This is a genomic window from Bacillus ndiopicus (assembly GCF_000612805.1).
Classification (GTDB): domain Bacteria; phylum Bacillota; class Bacilli; order Bacillales_A; family Planococcaceae; genus Metasolibacillus; species Metasolibacillus ndiopicus.
The window spans coordinates 149,649-167,060 of the sequence record NZ_HG964410.1; the positions used below are offsets into that span (position 1 = coordinate 149,649).

21 protein-coding genes are annotated in these 17,412 nt (G+C 36.2%); 7 read left to right on the plus strand and 14 right to left on the minus strand.

From position 1 onward, the window contains the following. The first annotated feature begins 343 nt into the window (after nucleotides 1-343). Nucleotides 344-2,023: a beta-N-acetylhexosaminidase gene (gene nagZ / locus TY13_RS18160; RefSeq protein ID WP_042478930.1), complete on the plus strand. Its 1,680-nt coding sequence runs from the start codon at nucleotides 344-346 to the stop codon at nucleotides 2,021-2,023. 79 nt (nucleotides 2,024-2,102) lie between these two features. Beyond that, nucleotides 2,103-2,513 carry a nuclear transport factor 2-like protein gene (locus TY13_RS18165; RefSeq protein WP_042478931.1) on the plus strand — a complete coding sequence of 137 codons (411 nt, stop codon included), beginning with the start codon at nucleotides 2,103-2,105 and terminating at the stop codon, nucleotides 2,511-2,513. A 75-nt stretch (nucleotides 2,514-2,588) separates the two neighbouring features. On the opposite strand, the gene TY13_RS18170 is transcribed toward TY13_RS18165, so the two are convergent. The 9 genes from TY13_RS18170 to TY13_RS18210 all read right to left on the minus strand — a co-directional run bounded on the left by TY13_RS18170 (nucleotide 2,589) and on the right by TY13_RS18210 (nucleotide 8,719). After that, entirely contained in the window at nucleotides 2,589-3,284 is a 696-nt protein-coding gene (locus TY13_RS18170) for a transglutaminase-like domain-containing protein (RefSeq protein WP_042478932.1), read from the minus strand. Between the two features lie 45 nt (nucleotides 3,285-3,329). Beyond that, nucleotides 3,330-4,082, minus strand: a complete 753-nt coding sequence (locus TY13_RS18175) for a helix-turn-helix domain-containing protein (RefSeq protein WP_042478933.1) — start codon at nucleotides 4,080-4,082, stop codon at nucleotides 3,330-3,332. A gap of 58 nt (nucleotides 4,083-4,140) precedes the next feature. Next, a complete protein-coding gene (locus TY13_RS18180; RefSeq protein WP_042478934.1) occupies nucleotides 4,141-4,605 on the minus strand; it encodes an NUDIX domain-containing protein in 465 nt (154 codons plus the stop codon). After that, entirely contained in the window at nucleotides 4,598-5,224 is a 627-nt protein-coding gene (locus tag TY13_RS18185; protein ID WP_042478935.1) for a histidine phosphatase family protein, read from the minus strand. The genes TY13_RS18180 and TY13_RS18185 overlap by 8 nt, the downstream gene beginning before the upstream one ends. A gap of 16 nt (nucleotides 5,225-5,240) precedes the next feature. Further along, complete coding sequence (locus tag TY13_RS19955) at nucleotides 5,241-5,987, minus strand: methyltransferase domain-containing protein (RefSeq protein ID WP_052344382.1); 747 nt, start codon at nucleotides 5,985-5,987, stop codon at nucleotides 5,241-5,243. A gap of 63 nt (nucleotides 5,988-6,050) precedes the next feature. Beyond that, nucleotides 6,051-6,926, minus strand: coding sequence for an ABC transporter permease (locus TY13_RS18195; RefSeq protein WP_042478936.1), 876 nt, complete (start codon nucleotides 6,924-6,926; stop codon nucleotides 6,051-6,053). A gap of 2 nt (nucleotides 6,927-6,928) precedes the next feature. Further along, complete coding sequence (locus TY13_RS18200) at nucleotides 6,929-7,852, minus strand: ABC transporter ATP-binding protein (RefSeq protein ID WP_042478938.1); 924 nt, start codon at nucleotides 7,850-7,852, stop codon at nucleotides 6,929-6,931. After that, nucleotides 7,849-8,262, minus strand: coding sequence for a DUF3021 domain-containing protein (locus tag TY13_RS18205; protein ID WP_230199475.1), 414 nt, complete (start codon nucleotides 8,260-8,262; stop codon nucleotides 7,849-7,851). Before TY13_RS18205 ends, TY13_RS18200 begins: the two co-directional genes overlap by 4 nt. A 1-nt stretch (nucleotide 8,263) precedes the next feature. Next, on the minus strand, nucleotides 8,264-8,719 hold the full coding sequence (locus TY13_RS18210; protein ID WP_042478942.1) for a LytTR family DNA-binding domain-containing protein: 456 nt from the start codon (nucleotides 8,717-8,719) through the stop codon (nucleotides 8,264-8,266). Nucleotides 8,720-9,004: 285 nt separating this feature from the next. On the opposite strand from TY13_RS18210, the gene TY13_RS18215 reads away from it, so the two are divergent. Further along, nucleotides 9,005-9,496, plus strand: coding sequence for a DUF3879 family protein (locus TY13_RS18215; RefSeq protein WP_052344383.1), 492 nt, complete (start codon nucleotides 9,005-9,007; stop codon nucleotides 9,494-9,496). Nucleotides 9,497-9,514: 18 nt separating this feature from the next. Continuing rightward, complete coding sequence (locus TY13_RS18220) at nucleotides 9,515-9,970, plus strand: hypothetical protein (RefSeq protein WP_052344384.1); 456 nt, start codon at nucleotides 9,515-9,517, stop codon at nucleotides 9,968-9,970. Nucleotides 9,971-10,241: 271 nt separating this feature from the next. Here the strand turns inward: TY13_RS18220 and TY13_RS18225 are convergent, their stop codons facing one another. Both TY13_RS18225 and TY13_RS18230 read right to left on the minus strand, forming a co-directional pair. Continuing rightward, complete coding sequence (locus tag TY13_RS18225; RefSeq protein WP_042478944.1) at nucleotides 10,242-10,487, minus strand: hypothetical protein; 246 nt, start codon at nucleotides 10,485-10,487, stop codon at nucleotides 10,242-10,244. 311 nt (nucleotides 10,488-10,798) lie between these two features. Next, complete coding sequence (locus tag TY13_RS18230; RefSeq protein ID WP_042478946.1) at nucleotides 10,799-11,725, minus strand: alpha/beta hydrolase; 927 nt, start codon at nucleotides 11,723-11,725, stop codon at nucleotides 10,799-10,801. 327 nt (nucleotides 11,726-12,052) lie between these two features. Between TY13_RS18230 and TY13_RS18235 the strand changes: the two genes are divergently transcribed. Then, complete coding sequence (locus TY13_RS18235) at nucleotides 12,053-12,949, plus strand: Fic family protein (RefSeq protein WP_042478948.1); 897 nt, start codon at nucleotides 12,053-12,055, stop codon at nucleotides 12,947-12,949. 64 nt (nucleotides 12,950-13,013) lie between these two features. Here TY13_RS18235 and rlmD read toward each other — a convergent pair whose 3' ends face one another. The 3 genes from rlmD to TY13_RS18250 all read right to left on the minus strand — a co-directional run bounded on the left by rlmD (nucleotide 13,014) and on the right by TY13_RS18250 (nucleotide 16,186). After that, a complete protein-coding gene (gene rlmD, locus TY13_RS18240; RefSeq protein ID WP_042478950.1) occupies nucleotides 13,014-14,393 on the minus strand; it encodes a 23S rRNA (uracil(1939)-C(5))-methyltransferase RlmD in 1,380 nt (459 codons plus the stop codon). Between the two features lie 61 nt (nucleotides 14,394-14,454). Next, on the minus strand, nucleotides 14,455-15,252 hold the full coding sequence (locus TY13_RS18245; RefSeq protein ID WP_042478952.1) for a polysaccharide deacetylase family protein: 798 nt from the start codon (nucleotides 15,250-15,252) through the stop codon (nucleotides 14,455-14,457). A gap of 43 nt (nucleotides 15,253-15,295) precedes the next feature. After that, nucleotides 15,296-16,186, minus strand: coding sequence for a TIGR01777 family oxidoreductase (locus TY13_RS18250; protein WP_042478954.1), 891 nt, complete (start codon nucleotides 16,184-16,186; stop codon nucleotides 15,296-15,298). A gap of 95 nt (nucleotides 16,187-16,281) precedes the next feature. Between TY13_RS18250 and recX the strand changes: the two genes are divergently transcribed. Then, nucleotides 16,282-17,085, plus strand: a complete 804-nt coding sequence (gene recX / locus TY13_RS18255; protein WP_042478956.1) for a recombination regulator RecX — start codon at nucleotides 16,282-16,284, stop codon at nucleotides 17,083-17,085. Then, complete coding sequence (locus TY13_RS18260) at nucleotides 17,085-17,411, plus strand: YfhH family protein (protein ID WP_042478958.1); 327 nt, start codon at nucleotides 17,085-17,087, stop codon at nucleotides 17,409-17,411. The genes recX and TY13_RS18260 overlap by 1 nt, the downstream gene beginning before the upstream one ends. Nucleotide 17,412: the final 1 nt, after the last annotated feature.

The following is a 17,412-nucleotide window of genomic DNA, read 5'->3' on the forward strand; positions in this document are numbered from 1 at the left end:
TTATTATGATGCCCTTACTAAGTTAAAAAAAGTACGCACTTTTTCGTTTCATAGAAACATAAAGGTAACTTTTGTGGATTGACAATGGTTAGGAAGAGAAATTTATTTTGATTAAATCTTTTTTTGAATGGAAAATAGTATTTGCTAGCTATAATTTCTTCCAATACGGGAGGGTAAAATGGAGCAATAATTGAAGCTTTACATTTATAATGAAAAATGAAACACTACTTGAGATGATTATCAAATATATAAGGCAAACATGATTAATTTCATTATGGGTATTCTTTTTAATAAATGTTTCCTGTTTTGCGGTAAACTCTTTTAATGCTAGGAGGTTTTAAACATGCGTAAAAAAAGACGTGGTTTGCTCTTAATTTTCGTACTGATTTTAATGGGGATGCTGTTTTTTATTGGCATGAAGATCGGATCAATAACACAAAAGCCTAAAAATTCGGAGTCAGCTCCATCCCAAGAGGAGGAGGTATCGGAGAAGCCAGATATGATTATTCAGGACATTGTTCAAGCAGCTCAAGAAGGAAAAGTGCCAGATGTGCCATTTGCTGCAGGGAAGACTGATAAACAGGAGGTCTATCAGCAATGGGGAGAGCCTCAGCAAATAGCTGAGAGTGCAAATGGAAAATACGAGGACTACTTGGAGCAGGGTGTGACAATTGGCTACCAAGATATACAGGCTTTCGATATTCGTTCTTTTAAAGCAAACATACAGAAAATTCATTTAGAGGAAATTAAAAATAGCATGGGGGAACCAACTGAAGTTCGCTATTTTGAGGATCAAACAACAAATCAAATTATCCTTGTCTATCAAGTTAATCCCACGTATCAATTAAAATGGATATTACCGAAACCAACTGAAGCCGATTCAAATCCTAGCGTTCATCATATTTCAGTTTACACAAAATTAAAAGATGAAGTGGCGGAAATGATTAGCCAAATGACATTGGACGAAAAAATTGGTCAAATGATGTTTGCAGGTGTTACAGGCACAATGCTCCAACAAGAAACGTCAAGTTTAATTCATGATTTCAAGGTTGGGGGAATGATTCTTTATGCTAATAATCTTGAAACACCACAACAATCAATAACACTAATCAATGACTTAATGGCTGCAAATGTAGATAACCGACATCCACTTTTCATTGGAACTGACCAAGAAGGTGGAACAGTAGCCAGATTACCAGGACCATTAAAAAATTTCCCGACAAATAAAATAATCGGGAATATTAATCAGCCACAATTTTCATTTGAGGTTGGAAAATTATTAGGGGAACAATTAAGGGCATTTGGCTTTAATCTTGATTTTGCTCCCGTAATGGATGTTAACAGTAATCCAAACAATCCAGTTATCGGTGATCGTTCGTTTTCCAATAATCCTAATATCGTCAGTGAATTAGGCATTCAGACGATGAAAGGGCTGGAATCTAAGCAGGTTATTCCTGTTATCAAGCATTTCCCAGGGCATGGTGACACCTCAGTGGATTCTCATTTAGAATTGCCAAAGGTGACGAAAAGTCTAGAGGATTTAAATAAGATGGAGCTTATTCCGTTTAAAGCGGCTATTGAAAATGGTGCAGATGTAGTAATGGTAGCTCATATTTTATTGCCAAAAATCGATCAAAAGTATCCAGCATCGATGTCAAAGGAAATCATTACGGGAATTTTAAGAGATCAGATTGGATTCAATGGTGTTGTGATGACAGACGATATGACGATGGGGGCGATTACGAATCATTTTGATATAGGACAAGCTGCAGTGGATGCGGTGAAAGCAGGGAATGATATTATTTTAATTGCGCATAGCGCTTCCAATGTAACTTCTGCAATCGAAGCGGTGAAGGCAGCGATAAATAATGGAGAAATTGCTGAAGATAGAATTAATGAAAGTGTTCGCAGAATTATTCAGCTTAAGCAAAAATATCAGCTTGAAAATAAGCCAGTAACAACGGTTGATATCAACAAGTTGAATACAGATATAGAAAAGGTATTGAGTACTTATATGAAATAACAAACGTCTTGATTGTGGAGATATTGGGTATTAAATGGCGTATCAGCTGTGTTTACTTTTTAATAATGGAGGGGTAAAAATGAATAATGAATCCAATAATATAAAAATAATCTGCCCTGAAGACTGTGGGAATGCGCCCAAAAAACAATTTCTTAAGGAATTTAACATTGCCTTTGCTAAAAATGATTTATCTTTTGTTTCGGATAACATTACGGATGATTTTAGGTGGAACAAAATCGGTAAAGAGCAGATTCAAGGAAAGGAAAGTGTTATTGAGGTACTAAAGCAATTGCAAAATAGTAAAGTAACAGAACTGCATATTAACAAAATTATTACTCATGGCTATGATGGTTCTGTAAATGGTGCCATACAATTAGAAAATAAGCAGACTTATTCTTTCTGTCATGTGTTCACATTTGCAAGCTCACGTAATAATTCAAAAATTAAAGAATGTCTATCCTATATCATTGAGTTACCTGAATCTAATTAAAATAAAAAAGCGGATTATGCGATACGAAATGTATTGCAAATCCGCATACATACTATATTTTTTTATGTCCATAGTTCAAGCACGAATTTTTTCTACATTGCGATTCATAAGTTTACGCACGAAATTTCGGTAAATCCATTTTTTTAATGGCGACAGCTGCTGTTGATGTTTTTCAAAAAATTCATCTGGTGCATTAAAAACGCCGAAGTCGTGATTGATGCCTTCTTTTTGAATATAAGTATCATTAGCATTCCAATCGACTTGTGGATTTTGAAAATTATCGGTAGCGGCACCATATCCACAAAAACTTGTTGTGCAATCAGAGAACTTTTTTTGAAGTTTCTTCAAATACTTACTATCTAGAATAAAGCCTTCTATGTTATACCAATGCCCATTATATTGAACTTCAACCCAGCTATGCACAATGCTTTGTGGAGCAAGTTTATAAACGAGACCTGTCATCGCTCCTTTTTGTAGTTTTTTGTCGATGGTAAAGCCATGAATTCGGCAAGGTATCCCAACCGCCCTTAAAAGCGCCATAAATAACGTTCCTTTTGTGTTGCACTGCCCATACCCATCATTTAAGACTTCTGAGGCAGAGATTGTATCATCCGTGTTATATCCAAACGTGATATCATCGCGTACAAAATTATAGATTTTTCGTATCTTTTGAAAATCATCATCGTTTGCCCACTGCTTTTCCTTTATTAATCTTTGTATTGAGCTATGGGAAAAGTTCAACATTAAAGTTTCTTGCAAGTACTTATTCATTGTGTAATCCCCCTTCGGTATGATTACACTGTACCAAAGTAGTTATCAGTAAACTTTCAAAAACTCGCTATCTTTGATGATACTTGTTGCTGACATCCCGGTCATCATTTTATTCGTGTATGCAAGATGTGAAGGGCTGTTAAAGCCAGCATTAACTGCTGCTGTCGTTATGCTTTCGCCATTGAAAATTGATGCGTACGCTATTTGAAGTTTATGCAAAACAGTATAACTTTTTAAAGGGACACCTGTTTCTTCTTTAAATAAATGTGCCAAGCGGCTTTCAGAGAGTCCAACTTTTTCAGAAAAATACTTTATTTGATGAGATTCATCCTCGTGTATACAGTCATCTAACAGGTTTAACACTTGCACAACTCGATCATCAAAATTTTTTATTTTACGATAATCGAACTGTAAAATAATGCTCTCAGCAAAAGAAAGGAAAGCATCACGACTTTTTTGTTCAAGCACTTTTTTAAAATTTTGCTGCATTATAGCGGATTTTTCATCTGGAAAAACATAAAAGGGCTGCCCCATTAACAGCTCCTTCAATACACGTCCAAGCTCTGTCGTAGGGTCAACTACCATAGTGAAATGGGGTTCCTCTTCTGTATTAAATAGATGCAGTGTATCCATATTGACAATAACGGCACTGCAAGAGATACGCTGCCCATTTATTTCAATATTTAATTCTTTTTCGCTGCTAAGAAACATTTGCAATAGCCAATGCTTATGACAATCCGCTTCTATCCGATTTGAAATCGCCATAAAATTTCTTCCATATTTTATAATATAGTTCATTGCATCACCTACATTAGAGTTTTAAATAAGTGGTGAATATATTAAGAGCTGCTGTGCATCAGCACAGAACCATTCTGCTAATTTTCTCAAAAACTTTTTCGAAAAATAGCTTTGTGTCTTGATGTGTTAATCTTTCAAGCGTTTTATCTAGGCATAAAAATTCAATATCGCTAATTTCATTGTCTTGTGGACTTAAATTTGCACGGTCTCCCAAATATTCAACAATAAACATCGTCGTTTCTTGTTTTGTAAAGCCTGTTTTGTTTGTAAAGTCCCGTGAAAAATGAAAAGCGATTTTTTCCTCTAACTGCTCTATCACTTTATATTGAATAGAGCCTGTTTCTTCCGCAAGCTCTCTGAGTAAAGCAGCCTCTAAATCTTTGTCGCTTTGCTCGACACCGCCCTTTGGAAAATCCCATTCTCCCTGTATATGTTTATCTTCAATTGCACTCACTTTTACTTTATGTACTAATAATATTTCAGCTTGGTGAAATATGATGGCACCGACAGCATATCTAATCATAGAACCATTCCACATTTCTATGACTTATATCGCCTTCCATTGTGATGTCCATATTACCATTACGAATTTCAATAATAGACAAACTTGTATCGTGTATAAAAGGGGGAGCCCATAGTTGTTCAACGGCAAGCTTTTTGCAATACATCAATAGTGCTTTAATGAAGACGGTATGCGTAACGATTAAAATATTTCCATCCTGATGCTGTGATGTTAGGTGATTTAAAAAGTCTGTAACTCGCGCTTGCAACTGCTCAAAGCTTTCACCAGATGTTGGTATATATAGGTGAGGGGTATGCCAAAAAGCATAATATTCTTCTGGATACTGTTCCTCTACTTCTTCATGTGTTTGACCTTCCCAATTTCCTAAAAAGATTTCTCTTAAGTTAGGCTCTTCAATAATCATTTTATTACGGCTTCCTTTAAGAAGATAGGCGGTTTTTACTGTTCGATTGCTAGGGCTAGCATAAATAGCGTCAAACTCTATATCTTTTAATCTATTACTTAAAGCAAGGGCATTTTGGATGCCACTTTCTGTTAAATCAGAATCTTGCCATCCTTGTAGCCTTCCTTGTGTATTCCATATTGTTTCACCATGCCGAGTAATGTAAAGCTTAAGCAAACCATTCATCCCCTTCTTATTTTGTCAGTACATAAACAACTGCTTCGCTATCCTGTCCAGTAAAGGGGGTTTTATTATAGTCAATGAATGCGTTTTCGATATGTAATCCGGCTTTAGCAACAAATGTCTCAAACTCATTTGGATGGTAATATTTAATAAAGAAATCTTCATCTTCGCTTTTTGTTTTGATGCCGTTTTCAAACAAGTCATAGGTCATTTTAGAATGACTAACGCCATTAGCTGGATTATACGATGTTGTGCCTGTTAATACTATTTCGATATTTTGCTCTTGAACAGATCTTGGGGCATCAATAACCTCAGTCATCTGCCCACCTCTATATTCAACATCAGTAAAAACGGTAAGAGCTATTTTACCATCAGGCTGTAGCCAATTTTTTAGTTGTGTTAAATATGATAATACTTGTTCGTGATCAGTGATTAAAGAAAAGGAGCCTGCTGCGATAAAGATAAAATCATATAATTTTTCTGTGCGAAATGCAGAAAATTCGCAGCATTGTAAAATTCCATTATAGTGAAGCTTTTCTTGAAATCTTGCAATCATTTCTTCCGATATATCGAAGCCATCAATATTATATTCCTCGTTAATAAACTCCATCATAAATCGACCAGAGCCACACATTGGCTCTAAAATCGACATATCTTTATTTACGAATGACATGTAAAAGTTTAATTCATCGGCTGGGGGAGTTGGTTTGCTAATATCGTAAAATAAAGAGCATAGGCTACCATAATAAGTTTTCATCTTTTGCGCCTCCATATGTTATTTGTAATAATTATGCGATATTGATTGATTATTTACAAATAATTATCGATGCTTGCGCTTAAAAAGTGAAATAGAAAGTATAGTTAGGATAATAATTGAACTTAAAATAATGATGTAGCTTGTAGCATGACTTAGCATAGTACCATGTAGCTTGTATGTGATGCCATATATTAATTTATATTGCTCGATAGCTTCAGTAGGTGCGCCAGCAAATACTTGAGTGAGTGAGTTTTCCATAAATGCATTGCGCAATAATAAGGTTGTATGGCTAACAGGAAAATACATAACGATATTTTGTGCAAATCCTGGTAGCGCGCCAATAGGGACGTAGACGCCGCATAAAAAGCCAAGTAGTGTCCCAACAATAGTGCTTAGTGCTGCGAACGAGTTTTGAGTGTTAACTAAAAGCGTGAAGAAAACGTTCATGATACTCGCTAATAATACAGATAAAGCTAATATTCCAATAACTTTTAGAAAAGAGGAGAAGCTTAACCATGTGCCACCTGTAGCGACAATAAATATTTCACAGACGATTAAAGCGATGAAGGAAAAGATGAAGCCAATAATAATTGCATTGAGCACATAACTCATTTGAATTGTGGCGCGTGAAACAGGAGCTGTTAAAAAATCAACTACCGTTTTTGACTCTATATCTTTTATGGCGATTCCAAATGTGCCAAGTGTTGTTGAAACAGCAATCATTGATAAGAGTCCAGCTACAAACCATTCATTAACCATTGTAATTAACTCAGGAGTAGCCTCAGAAGCTTGTTTAAGCGAATCAATTTGCATTTTTTGCAAAAACAATGCGTATAGCCCGATAACGATAATGACGGATAGCAATGAAAAGAAAACTGCTGTTTTATCACGTCTGAACATTTTATTATTGCGTTCTATTAAATTTAAAAATGCTTCCATTATCAAGATACCTCCTGTTTCATGATATGGATAAACACATCATCCATCGTCCCTTTTATTACTTCAAAAGACGCAATAAGTGGTTCAGCCTGCTTTAATAATGCTAATGCGTGAATTGTGGATTGTACTCGAATTGTGAAAATACCTTGCTTTTCCGTATGGCTAATATTGTTTTCTATAAGCCAGTTTGTGCCTTTGAGCGAATTATGAAAAACAAGCGCTAGCTGGTCATAGGCATATTTTGTTTTTAGAGCATCTGGTGTACCTTCTGCAACAATTTCTCCCTGCTTTAACACCACAATTTTATGGGCCATTGCAGCTTCTTCCATATAATGCGTCGTCAAAAATACAGTCATATTTGTATCTTCTTGTAATCGTTTAATCGTTTGCCAAACAAATTGTCGCGTTTGGGGATCGAGTCCAGTAGTAGGTTCATCTAAAAATAGCAGAGGAGGACGGTGAATAAGTGCTTTCGCTATATCTGCCCGCCTTTTTTGCCCACCAGACAATGTACCGTACTTTTGTTTTTCAATTTCGTTTAAGTTTAAATGGGTTGATACAAATTGATAGTTTTCTGCTAACTCCTGCTTAGACAAGCCATACATTTTACCTCGATGTATGATATTTTCGTACACTGTTAAGCGTTCATCCAATAAGCTTTGCTGAAAGACAACACCAATCGATTTACGAATAGCAGCATTATCATTGCTGCTATCAAGGGTGTAGCCATTAATATTGACTGTACCGCTTGTTTTTTTCAATAAGGTACATAAAATTTCTATTGTTGTTGATTTACCGGCACCATTCGCACCTAGAAAGGCGAAAAGAGTACCCTGCTCCACTGAAAATGAAATCCCTTTTACCGCCTCCTCTTGGGCATAGGCTTTACGTAAATTTTCAACTTGTATGATTGTTTTCAATTTCATGGCTTCCTCCGTTTTTGAATAACTTCATTAATTTGCTCAATATCCTTCTTTTGTAATAAATACATCATGCACCAAACGATAGAATAAATAATCGCCTCAGATATGAGTACATTGCCAATTCCAAAGTGATTAAACCATTCACCAAAATATCCAGCAATTAATACAAAGAGCGTTATACCAGTTAAATGTAAGGCGAGCTGTAATATAAAAGGTAGACGCTCTAGTTCAAATAGAAGAGATAAAGGTCCAATAACGGCTCCGAGTATTACAGCTATTAGAATTTGATGAAGCAGCTCTTCACCTGATATAAGGGTATTTGATTCAAAAAGTATGCTAATTGTTACTAAAATATAAGAGGAGCTAAGTGCAATTAATATCCCAATAACAATCATTCGTAGAATTTTCATCATATCATTCCTTTCCGATTCCAAGATGGCGCTTCAAGTCTTTTAAATACTTGCGACTTACAGGAATGCTCGTATCGTTTTCAAGCAATAATTGCGTAGTGCCGATTTTGCCCATTTGAATTGAAGAAATTTTATGAACATTAACGAGTGTTGACTTATTTACTCTGACAAAATCTTTTACCAATTGTGCTTCGAGTTCATATAATTTACGCTTTGATTCAAACTCCTGCTCATCCGTTTGCAAATAAATTTTCGCACCCTCAGCATAGATAGAAAAAATATCAGTAATTTTTAGCAAATGAATTTCTTGCTGTAAATAGCCATCTAGTACATTTGTTTTCCCGCTTTGTGAACCTTGCAACTGCTTCATCAACTGCTCAATTTGCTCATTATATTCTTTTGCATGTATATGAATCTCGGTGTCTTCTAAGGCGCTATTAATCGTTAATTGAATTTTCAATTGGAGGCCTCCTCAATACTTTAAATCGAATTCGATAATATTAATGTAGCATAGAAAAATTTGTGCATGCGGAATTTTTAGGTAAGAGGTTAGTTTTCCTAGATGAGATGTCGTTTTCAGAAGACAAAGTTCATAAATGCTGAACATTATTTTCTAAATGAAGTAAAGGCAAATGAGAGAGTAAAATCTTTATAAGCGATTAATCAACATAAATAAATTAAACTCTTCAAATAAACAGACGATATATAAATAAATACCATATTTAAAAATGAAAGGAGAATACAAATGAAGTTTAATTTTTCTTTACCACAAGTAAATTTCGCATCCATCAGTAATCTACAACAAACCTTGAAGTTTGCCCAAATGAAGGAACAAGTAAATGCACAACAAGGCGACCCCAACTTTCGTGGAACGTATGCAGATGACCCGCAGAATATTACGAATCGGAATCCTGCTGAGTGGCAAAAGATTGTTCCTGTTCCTGACAAAGTAAAACAGGATATAATCGATGCTGTAAGGAAACAATTTGAAGAATCAGGAGGGATGGGAGATGAAAACAGTCCTCTTGTAAAAGTGAAATTGAGCTACTTAAATTCTATACCTAAAACAGAACGTACTTCTGCTGGTTGGACACTTGACCAAATTAAATTTGAGGAAGCCAAGCGAGTGAGAGATTTTATTAAATCTAAAGACCCTTCATGGGACTGGGGGAAACCTGTTAAATCTGAAATTTTAGCAGAGGCCTATAAAAGTCCAAATATAGATATTAAAGCATAAACGGGAGGCGGAAAATCAATGAATAAACGAATTTGTTCTTTCATTGTCATGATGATAATGATGTTCACCATGTCTATGTCTGTTTTTGCAGAGGAAACAACCCTGACACCTGATGAAGCGATTAGTACATTTGCTATTAATTATTTTTCAGGTAGTACAGGTACGATGAATTCTCTTTATCAAAATGAATCCTCTATTTTTAATATTTCATCAGGAACACTACCCCCTTTTGCAAAAGTGAGTAGTGTCACATTAAATGTCAATGTCAGTAGTGGAAGTGCACCATTTTATTTGAATGTAAAAAACCCTAATGGTGATGTAGTACAACACTATATTACAGGTACAGGAAGTAAATCAGTCACATTGAATCAATTTAATAACACAGACCCTCAAGGTACTTGGAAAGTATCTATTACGACAACAGGAACTGTTTCAACAGTAACAGCAAGAATGACAGTAAATTACACATATTAAGTGCAAAGAAAGTCATTGCTTTTTATAATGGAAATTTTTCAGTATAAGGGTTTTGAAGTATAAAGCAGATGTCAACTTGCACCTCTTTAGTTGGCATCTTTTTGTTTGGCGGTTTATCTACAAAGATAGATACATTGCTGATCAATTATGCCGAGGCGTAATTGATACAGTTTATTGCGGGGGAAATAGGGAATAGACGAGGTCAATAAAAAAGAGCTTTAAGCAAGCTCCTTCATGTTAGCAGCCCACTGGAAAGTACGCTGCCCAAAAATTAATGCGCTGTTTTTTTAGTAAACAGTTGAGTGGTGCCGTATGCTGCCATCGCTGCCATAAGAGCTAGGATTGGGGCTGCTAAATAAGTTGGTCCTGCACTTGTAAATACAACCTCTGATGCAAAAGGAGTTGTCGTTGCATCAATTGTTGGTGAGTAAAACCATGTTAACACAAGGCCTGAAGCGATTTGTAGTGTAAAGTAAGCAGCGATGAAAGCGGAAATGAATAATACGAATTTTTTCAATTGAATCCCTCCTTTTTATTCCATACGGATGAAAGAAAGTAAAGTTTCGAAATGATTCCTTATTTTTATAATCTATTATAAACATGGATGCATCTTGTGTCATAAATATTTTTTCTCCATGATAGAAAGTTTTCGATTGAATATCTTTGTAGCCGATGCTAGCTAGAAGGCCTGCTAGTTTTCCTGGTCAAAGCCGTTATGCATCATATCTGAAATGATATTTTTATTTTTAACAAATTCTACAATTAATAAATGCCCATCTTTATTTAGCATCTAAAATAAACTTGATAAAACGAATTCAATATTATTAATTAATGACCCACTATATTCTTAATTGTCTCAATTACTAAATCCGGATCTTCTAAGTGGATGGAATGATGGCAATTTGTTTTTATTTGTCTTGTATGTTGAGTCAGTTTACTCAACATGCTTTGATGCTCAACCCAAGTAGGATCTGTATTTTTAGAGGATAAAACAACTACGGGAAGATTTGCATTCAAAGCTTTAGATTTTTCAACTTGTAAAGCAGATTTTTCGCTATATAAAAATTCCTTATAAGCAGCTTCATAAGACTTAGGGTGATAGCCTATATATTTAACATGCTTCTGATAAGGTTCAGGAAGGTACTTTCTTCCTACTGGTTGCTTTAACAGTTTAGGAAGACCAATCCCAGAGGTTATGTAACCAAATCGAAATACATTCAGGTTTTTTCGGTGGGACTTTTTACGAGCGCTGTCCCATTCATTGCTCAAATATCTTTTCTCATGTACGGAATCAATAAGAACTAATGCTGCAACTTTTTCTGGATATTTACTTGCAAATAATCTCATATTTAATCCACCAAAGGAGTGTCCTACTAAAATGTAAGGAGGCTTTATCTGCAATTCTTCAAATATATGCAATAAATCATTTACAACATCTTCGCTTGTATAAGGTGCATTGATTGAAGAACTCCATCCAGAACCCGCTCTATCAAATGAAAGAACTCTTGCAAAATTGGCTAATTGAGGTTGAATATAATACCAATCCAAGGAGCAGCAACTTAGTCCAGCATCTAATATGACGGTATAATCAGCATCCTGCTCGCCAGAAACAATTGTATGAATGAATTTATCTCCAATTTTAATCTTCTGACCAATCTCATTTACTTCTCTATTTTTATTGAGATACATATTCGTTAATGTAAAGGGAAAACCGACAATATCTATCGTGCGTTTAATCCACTTATCTTGATTCATAATGATTCTCCTTTTAATTGATGAAACGCTTTATGTCCACTCGTTATCTCATAATTTGCTTCTGCTTGATTGCAAATTGACTGTTGAAACATGAAAGGTTTTGGTGTAATTTTCTCCCACAAAAATTCGTTTGATAAAGTTAAATCAATTTTACAATTTGCCCGTTATTTGTCAAATGAATATAAATTATTTTCTAAAATTCACATATAGTAATATTCGAAAAAGTCATGTTGCGTAATATTATCGGCAATGTTTTTTATTTGTTTTTAATAATTGTTATAATATTGCCGATAATAAGGTATAATATATCTATATCGGAGGTGTGATATGGAGTATATTACGGTTGCTGAAACAGCAAAAAAATGGGGTATATCTGAGCGTTCTGTTCGAAATTATGCAACAAATGGACGTATTGAGGGCGCAAAGCTTGACGGCAAAACTTGGATGATACCCGTATCGGCAAAAAAACCTGAGCGTTTAAATAAGAAAAATATCCATAAGCGGACTTTACTCGATATTTTGAAGGAAGAAAAAGAACTCAAGACCAAAGGCGGTATATATCATAAAATTCAAATTGAGTTAACATACAACTCAAATCGTATTGAAGGTAGTAAACTTACTCACGAGCAAACACGTTATATTTTTGAAACGAATACAATAGGAATGGATATTGAACCTTTGAATGTAGATGATATTGTAGAAACAGCAAATCACTTCAATGCGATTAACATTATTATTGAACAAGCTAAACAACCTGTGAGTGAATCGTTAATTAAGCTTCTTCATCAAACTTTAAAAAATGGAACAAGTGACTCTAGAAAAGAATGGTTTGCAGTTGGTGGTTACAAAAAGTTACCGAATGAAGTTGGTGGAAAAGAAACAGCATTACCAGAAGAAGTACCAATGAAAATGAAGCAACTACTAAGTGATTATAATAAAAATAAATCGAAGTCGTTTATAGAAATTATAGACTTTCACTATCAATTTGAATCGATTCACCCCTTTCAAGATGGGAATGGGCGTGTTGGTCGATTAATTATGTTTAAGGAGCTACTTCGAAATAATATCGTACCATTTGTTATTGATGATGATATGAAGATGTATTATTATCGAGGACTATCTAAATGGGAAGAAGAGAAGGGCTATTTATTAGATACTTGTTATGCTTCACAGGATAAGTTTAAGAAGTATTTGGATTATTTTAGAATTCCGTATGATGGTTAGGTATTTATATAGGAGAATAAAAAAGATGTAGTCTGTTATGGCAAACTACATCTTTTATTTATGCTTAGTGTTTGTTTTTTAAGTGTAAGTTACAAACCACTTCAACATGCGCCGTCTGCGGAAACATATCAACAGGCTGCAAATATTCCACATTATAAAGCTTCGTTAGCTCCTGTAAGTCCTTCGCCAATGTAGATGGATTACAAGACGTATAAACAAGACGTTTTGGCTTAATTTTTAAAACAGATTCGATAAATTTTCTATCTAAGCCTGTGCGCGGTGGGTCTACTGTAATGACATCTGGTATGAAATTTTCACGTTGCCAGCGAGCCAGTAAGTCTTCGGCTTTGCCTGTATAGTAGCGAGCATTTTGGAAACCGTGATTGCGCGCGTTGTTTTTCGCGTCAACAATACTTTCGGGAATAACATCCATACCGCGCACTTCCTTCGCATCACGCGCTAGCCATAAACCGATTGTACCAACACCACAATAAGCATCGACAACCGTTTCTTTACCAGTAAGTGCTGCTGCTTTTTTTATTTCATCGTATAAATGTACTGTTTGCTCTGGGTTCAACTGGAAAAATGCACGTGAAGATAAATCGAATGCAAGCTCACCAAGTTCCTCATGAATTGTCTCTTTGCCATCTAAAACAATCGTTTCGTCACCAAAAATAAGCGAGGTTTTTTCACGATTAATATTTTGAGTAATCGATACGATAGATGGATCAAGCTTTTTAATACGCTCGATTAATTCGGCTTTATGCGGTAACTCGTTGCGTGTCGTCACTAAGCATACTTGTGTTTCACCTGTGCGAATGCCTGTACGCACAACAATTGTACGCACTAAACCGTTCAATGTTTTACCATCATAAATAGTAATATTAAGCTTCTGCAAAATTTTACGTGTACCAACTGTAATTTTCGATGTGGCAGGATGCTGAACTAAGCAATCATTAATATTCAAGAGCTTGTTTGATCCTTCCGCAAATAGTCCTGCATAAACTCGCTTGCCTTCTTTACGTACTTGGAACTGGCTTTTATTGCGGTAGTTCCAAGGGTTCTCCATACCGAGCGTTGGGCGAATATCGGCATTTGCTGCAATTTGCGGTACATATTTTTCCAGTGCCTGCACAACGATATCGCGTTTATTTTTTAGCTGCGCCTCATAAGTCATATGCTGAAGCTGGCAGCCGCCACATTCATCATAAACAGGGCAGGGAGCCTCTTGTCTATCAGTGCTTTTTTTACGAATCGCTAAAATTTCTGCCTCTGCGAAATTTCGCTGTAGCTTTGTTACTTTAACCGTTACTTCCTCTCCCGGAAGTGCACCTTTGACGAAAACAACATTGCGTTTGAAAAAGCCCACACCTTCTCCGTTAATACCAAGTCGTTTAATTGTTAAAGGGAATTTTTGCCCAAGTGTCATTGTTGATTGGTTCATTTTTTCACGTCCTCATAAGTTCATCCCACCATTATATCGCATGGTGGGATGAAAAAAAAGTTTAAGGCAATGTGACACCTTCATATTCAAGAACGAGATCATCTAATGATTTAAATGTGTAACCTTGTGCTTTAGCATCTTCAATAAACTTTGGTAATGCCTCTGCATTATCTTGTGCCACAGTATGCATTAAAATAACAGCGCCAGGATGCAATTGCTGCATTAATGCATCGTAGGCATATTTATAGCCGCGGCGCTCATCCTTTAACCAATCCTTAAAGGCGACAGACCAAAAAATATGTCGGTAGCCATTATCATTGCCGACTTTTAATACGCGCTCATTAAATATTCCTTCAGGTGGTCGGGCATAATAAGTACGTTTAATACCAGTTAGCTCCTTTAGCTTGTTATCGAACTTTTCCCATTCAGCGACCATTTCACTATCAGATAGGCGCGCCATATTTGGATGCCCATAAGAATGATTACCAATTGTATGACCATCTGCTACCATACGCTTCACTAAATCAGTAGCACTTGTTAAATAATGTCCCGTTAAGAAAAAGGTTGCTGGGACATTTTCGGCCGCTAACGTATCTAAAATGCTTTCAGTAAAGCCATTTTCATAGCCGTTATCGAAGCTTAAGTAAGCAATTTTTTCGTCAGGCTTTCCTTTATAAATAGCGCCATACTTCTCAAGTAATGCATCAAGTTCTGCGCCAGCCTGTGCTGGCTCATTATTTGTAGCACGCTTAAAGCCCCAATGGTATTCAGATGCCTGTGCGGTGGTGTTTGTTGACAGCATAAATGTAATGATTGCTGTGCAAATTAGCATGATACCTAGAAAATGATGTTTCCACATTTTGAGCAAGCCTCCCTTTTTAATACCTAGGTTGCACAAAATATTAAGACTTATACAAGTCGTGAAGCGCTTCTTCAAGAGTAGAGAATTGGAAAGTAAATCCTGCTGCTATAAGTTTATCAGGTACAACATGCTGTCCATCTAAGACAAGCACACTTTTTTCGCCAAGTGCTAGCTGTAGTGCGAAGTTTGGGACAGGTAACCAATGTGGCCTATTTAATACGCGTCCTACTGTTTTCCCAAAGCTTTTCATGCGCTCGGCATTAGGTGCGGCAAAATTAATCGGACCTTCAAGTGAGGGAGTTTCAATTGAAAATAAAATAGCGCGTGCAACATCTTTGACATGAATCCATGATAGCCATTGCTGACCAGAGCCAATTGTTCCACCTACAAACATTTTATAAGGCATAACAATTAGTGGTAGTGCACCAGCATCTTCAGCTAAAATAACACCAAAGCGAGCTAAACATGTGCGAATGCCTAATTGCTGTGCACGTAATGCTTTTTGCTCCCAATCAGCAACTGTTTTTCCTAAAAAATCTTGAGCTCGTTGTGCTGATGTTTCACTATATGTAGCTGTTGTTGAAATTGGATAAATACCAACAGCACTGGCATTGACGATAACTTGTGGCGGCGTTGATAGCTGTGTAACAATACGCAACATTTCCTCTGTAGCAGCCATTCGACTATTATAAATTGCTTCTTTTTGTTCATCAGTCCAACGCCTATCATTCAGTGATACACCTGCCAAATTGACAAAAGCCTCAATACCTTCAAGCTGTTCAAGAGGTAGTGTGCCGTTTAACCATTGAACATAGCGTGCACCTTTTGGCTGTCCACGAGTTAAAATGATGACTTCATGTCCTTGTTCTTGAAGTAGTGCTGTTAGTGCATTTCCTACTAAGCCTGTGCCACCTGCAATTGCAACTTTCATCGTAATCTCCTCCTTTTGCCATTAATATAGTATTCGTGAAAGCTTGCTGAAAAACCTGTATACTAAAGATAATTTGTAGGGAGAGGGAGGAAGGCATGTTTGTTATTACGAAAATAGGACGCCAAAAAAATAATCCAGAGCGCTACAATATTTATTTAAACGAAGAATATGCCTTTGCTGTAGATGAAGGAACGCTAATTCAATTTGGCCTAACAAAGGGAAAAGTGCTTGAGCAATTTGATATAGATGAAATTACGTATGAGGATGAAATTGCAAAGGCATTTAATAAAGCTTTGCATTTTTTAAGCTTTCAAATGCGTAGCGAATATGAAGTGAAAAAGAAGCTACAAGATGCCGGGCATGGAGAAGCAGTTATTTTAGAGGCTATTCGCAAGTTGGAGCGTCTAGGCTTTTTAAATGATGAAACTTATTCAAAAGCGTTGCTTGAAACGAAAAAAAGAACAGCAAGCAAAGGACCACGCGCGATTAAACAGGATTTAATAAAAAAAGGCATTGATAAAAATTTGCAGGAGCAAGTCCTGCAAACATTTACGCATGAGGAGCAAGTAAAAATTGCCATGCAGCTAGCAGAAAAGGAAGTACGTGCTGGAAAAGGGCGCACACCAGCTCAAATAAAGCAAAAAATTCAAGATGTACTTGTGCGTAAAGGATATTCGTTTACAATTGTACAGGAGGTGCTTGACCAAATGACGATTGAACGGCAAGATGATGAATGGCAACATTTAATCGAAGCGCAAGGCGATAAAATTTGGCGCAAATATGCAGCTAAGCACACAGGCAATGAGCTGCATATGAAAGTAAAGCAAGCGCTTTACCAAAAAGGCTTTCCAATTGATATAATCGGTAGTTATATAAATAGTAAGGAGTTTGAAGAGTGATGGAAAAAAATTATGCAGCTATGACAGAGCAGGAGTTGCGAGCAGAGGTCGCCACACTAAGAGAAAAGGCACGCAAGGCAGAGCAGTTGGGCATTATGAATGAATTTGCAGTGTATGAACGAAAAGCCGTAATGGCAGCGTCATACTTAGTAGATTTAGATAAAATTCTACTTGGTGAAATGTACCGTATTGATGGTGCTCCTGGAGAATTTTTCAAAGTGGACCGTTTAAAAGGACGTTTCGCTTGGGGACACCGTTTAGGTAGCGAACGCTATGAGGAAGCGTTGCCTGTAGCAATGTTATTGCCGATGAAGGTAGGGAAATAAG

What these genes read in the sequence shown, in the direction of transcription:
- TY13_RS18205 (WP_230199475.1), bottom strand. Translation starts at nt 8,262, where the DNA reads ATGATGAAAATTCTACGAATGATTGTTATTGGGATATTAATTGCACTT.
- TY13_RS18260 (WP_042478958.1), top strand. Translation starts at nt 17,085, where the DNA reads ATGGAAAAAAATTATGCAGCTATGACAGAGCAGGAGTTGCGAGCAGAG.
- TY13_RS18245 (WP_042478952.1), bottom strand. Translation starts at nt 15,252, where the DNA reads ATGTGGAAACATCATTTTCTAGGTATCATGCTAATTTGCACAGCAATC.
- TY13_RS18175 (WP_042478933.1), bottom strand. Translation starts at nt 4,082, where the DNA reads ATGAACTATATTATAAAATATGGAAGAAATTTTATGGCGATTTCAAAT.
- TY13_RS18180 (WP_042478934.1), bottom strand. Translation starts at nt 4,605, where the DNA reads ATGATTAGATATGCTGTCGGTGCCATCATATTTCACCAAGCTGAAATA.
- TY13_RS18250 (WP_042478954.1), bottom strand. Translation starts at nt 16,186, where the DNA reads ATGAAAGTTGCAATTGCAGGTGGCACAGGCTTAGTAGGAAATGCACTA.
- TY13_RS18195 (WP_042478936.1), bottom strand. Translation starts at nt 6,926, where the DNA reads ATGGAAGCATTTTTAAATTTAATAGAACGCAATAATAAAATGTTCAGA.
- TY13_RS18235 (WP_042478948.1), top strand. Translation starts at nt 12,053, where the DNA reads ATGGAGTATATTACGGTTGCTGAAACAGCAAAAAAATGGGGTATATCT.
- TY13_RS19955 (WP_052344382.1), bottom strand. Translation starts at nt 5,987, where the DNA reads ATGAAAACTTATTATGGTAGCCTATGCTCTTTATTTTACGATATTAGC.
- rlmD (WP_042478950.1), bottom strand. Translation starts at nt 14,393, where the DNA reads ATGAACCAATCAACAATGACACTTGGGCAAAAATTCCCTTTAACAATT.
- TY13_RS18165 (WP_042478931.1), top strand. Translation starts at nt 2,103, where the DNA reads ATGAATAATGAATCCAATAATATAAAAATAATCTGCCCTGAAGACTGT.
- TY13_RS18170 (WP_042478932.1), bottom strand. Translation starts at nt 3,284, where the DNA reads ATGAATAAGTACTTGCAAGAAACTTTAATGTTGAACTTTTCCCATAGC.
- TY13_RS18200 (WP_042478938.1), bottom strand. Translation starts at nt 7,852, where the DNA reads ATGAAATTGAAAACAATCATACAAGTTGAAAATTTACGTAAAGCCTAT.
- recX (WP_042478956.1), top strand. Translation starts at nt 16,282, where the DNA reads ATGTTTGTTATTACGAAAATAGGACGCCAAAAAAATAATCCAGAGCGC.
- TY13_RS18230 (WP_042478946.1), bottom strand. Translation starts at nt 11,725, where the DNA reads ATGAATCAAGATAAGTGGATTAAACGCACGATAGATATTGTCGGTTTT.
- TY13_RS18215 (WP_052344383.1), top strand. Translation starts at nt 9,005, where the DNA reads ATGAAGTTTAATTTTTCTTTACCACAAGTAAATTTCGCATCCATCAGT.
- TY13_RS18220 (WP_052344384.1), top strand. Translation starts at nt 9,515, where the DNA reads ATGAATAAACGAATTTGTTCTTTCATTGTCATGATGATAATGATGTTC.
- nagZ (WP_042478930.1), top strand. Translation starts at nt 344, where the DNA reads ATGCGTAAAAAAAGACGTGGTTTGCTCTTAATTTTCGTACTGATTTTA.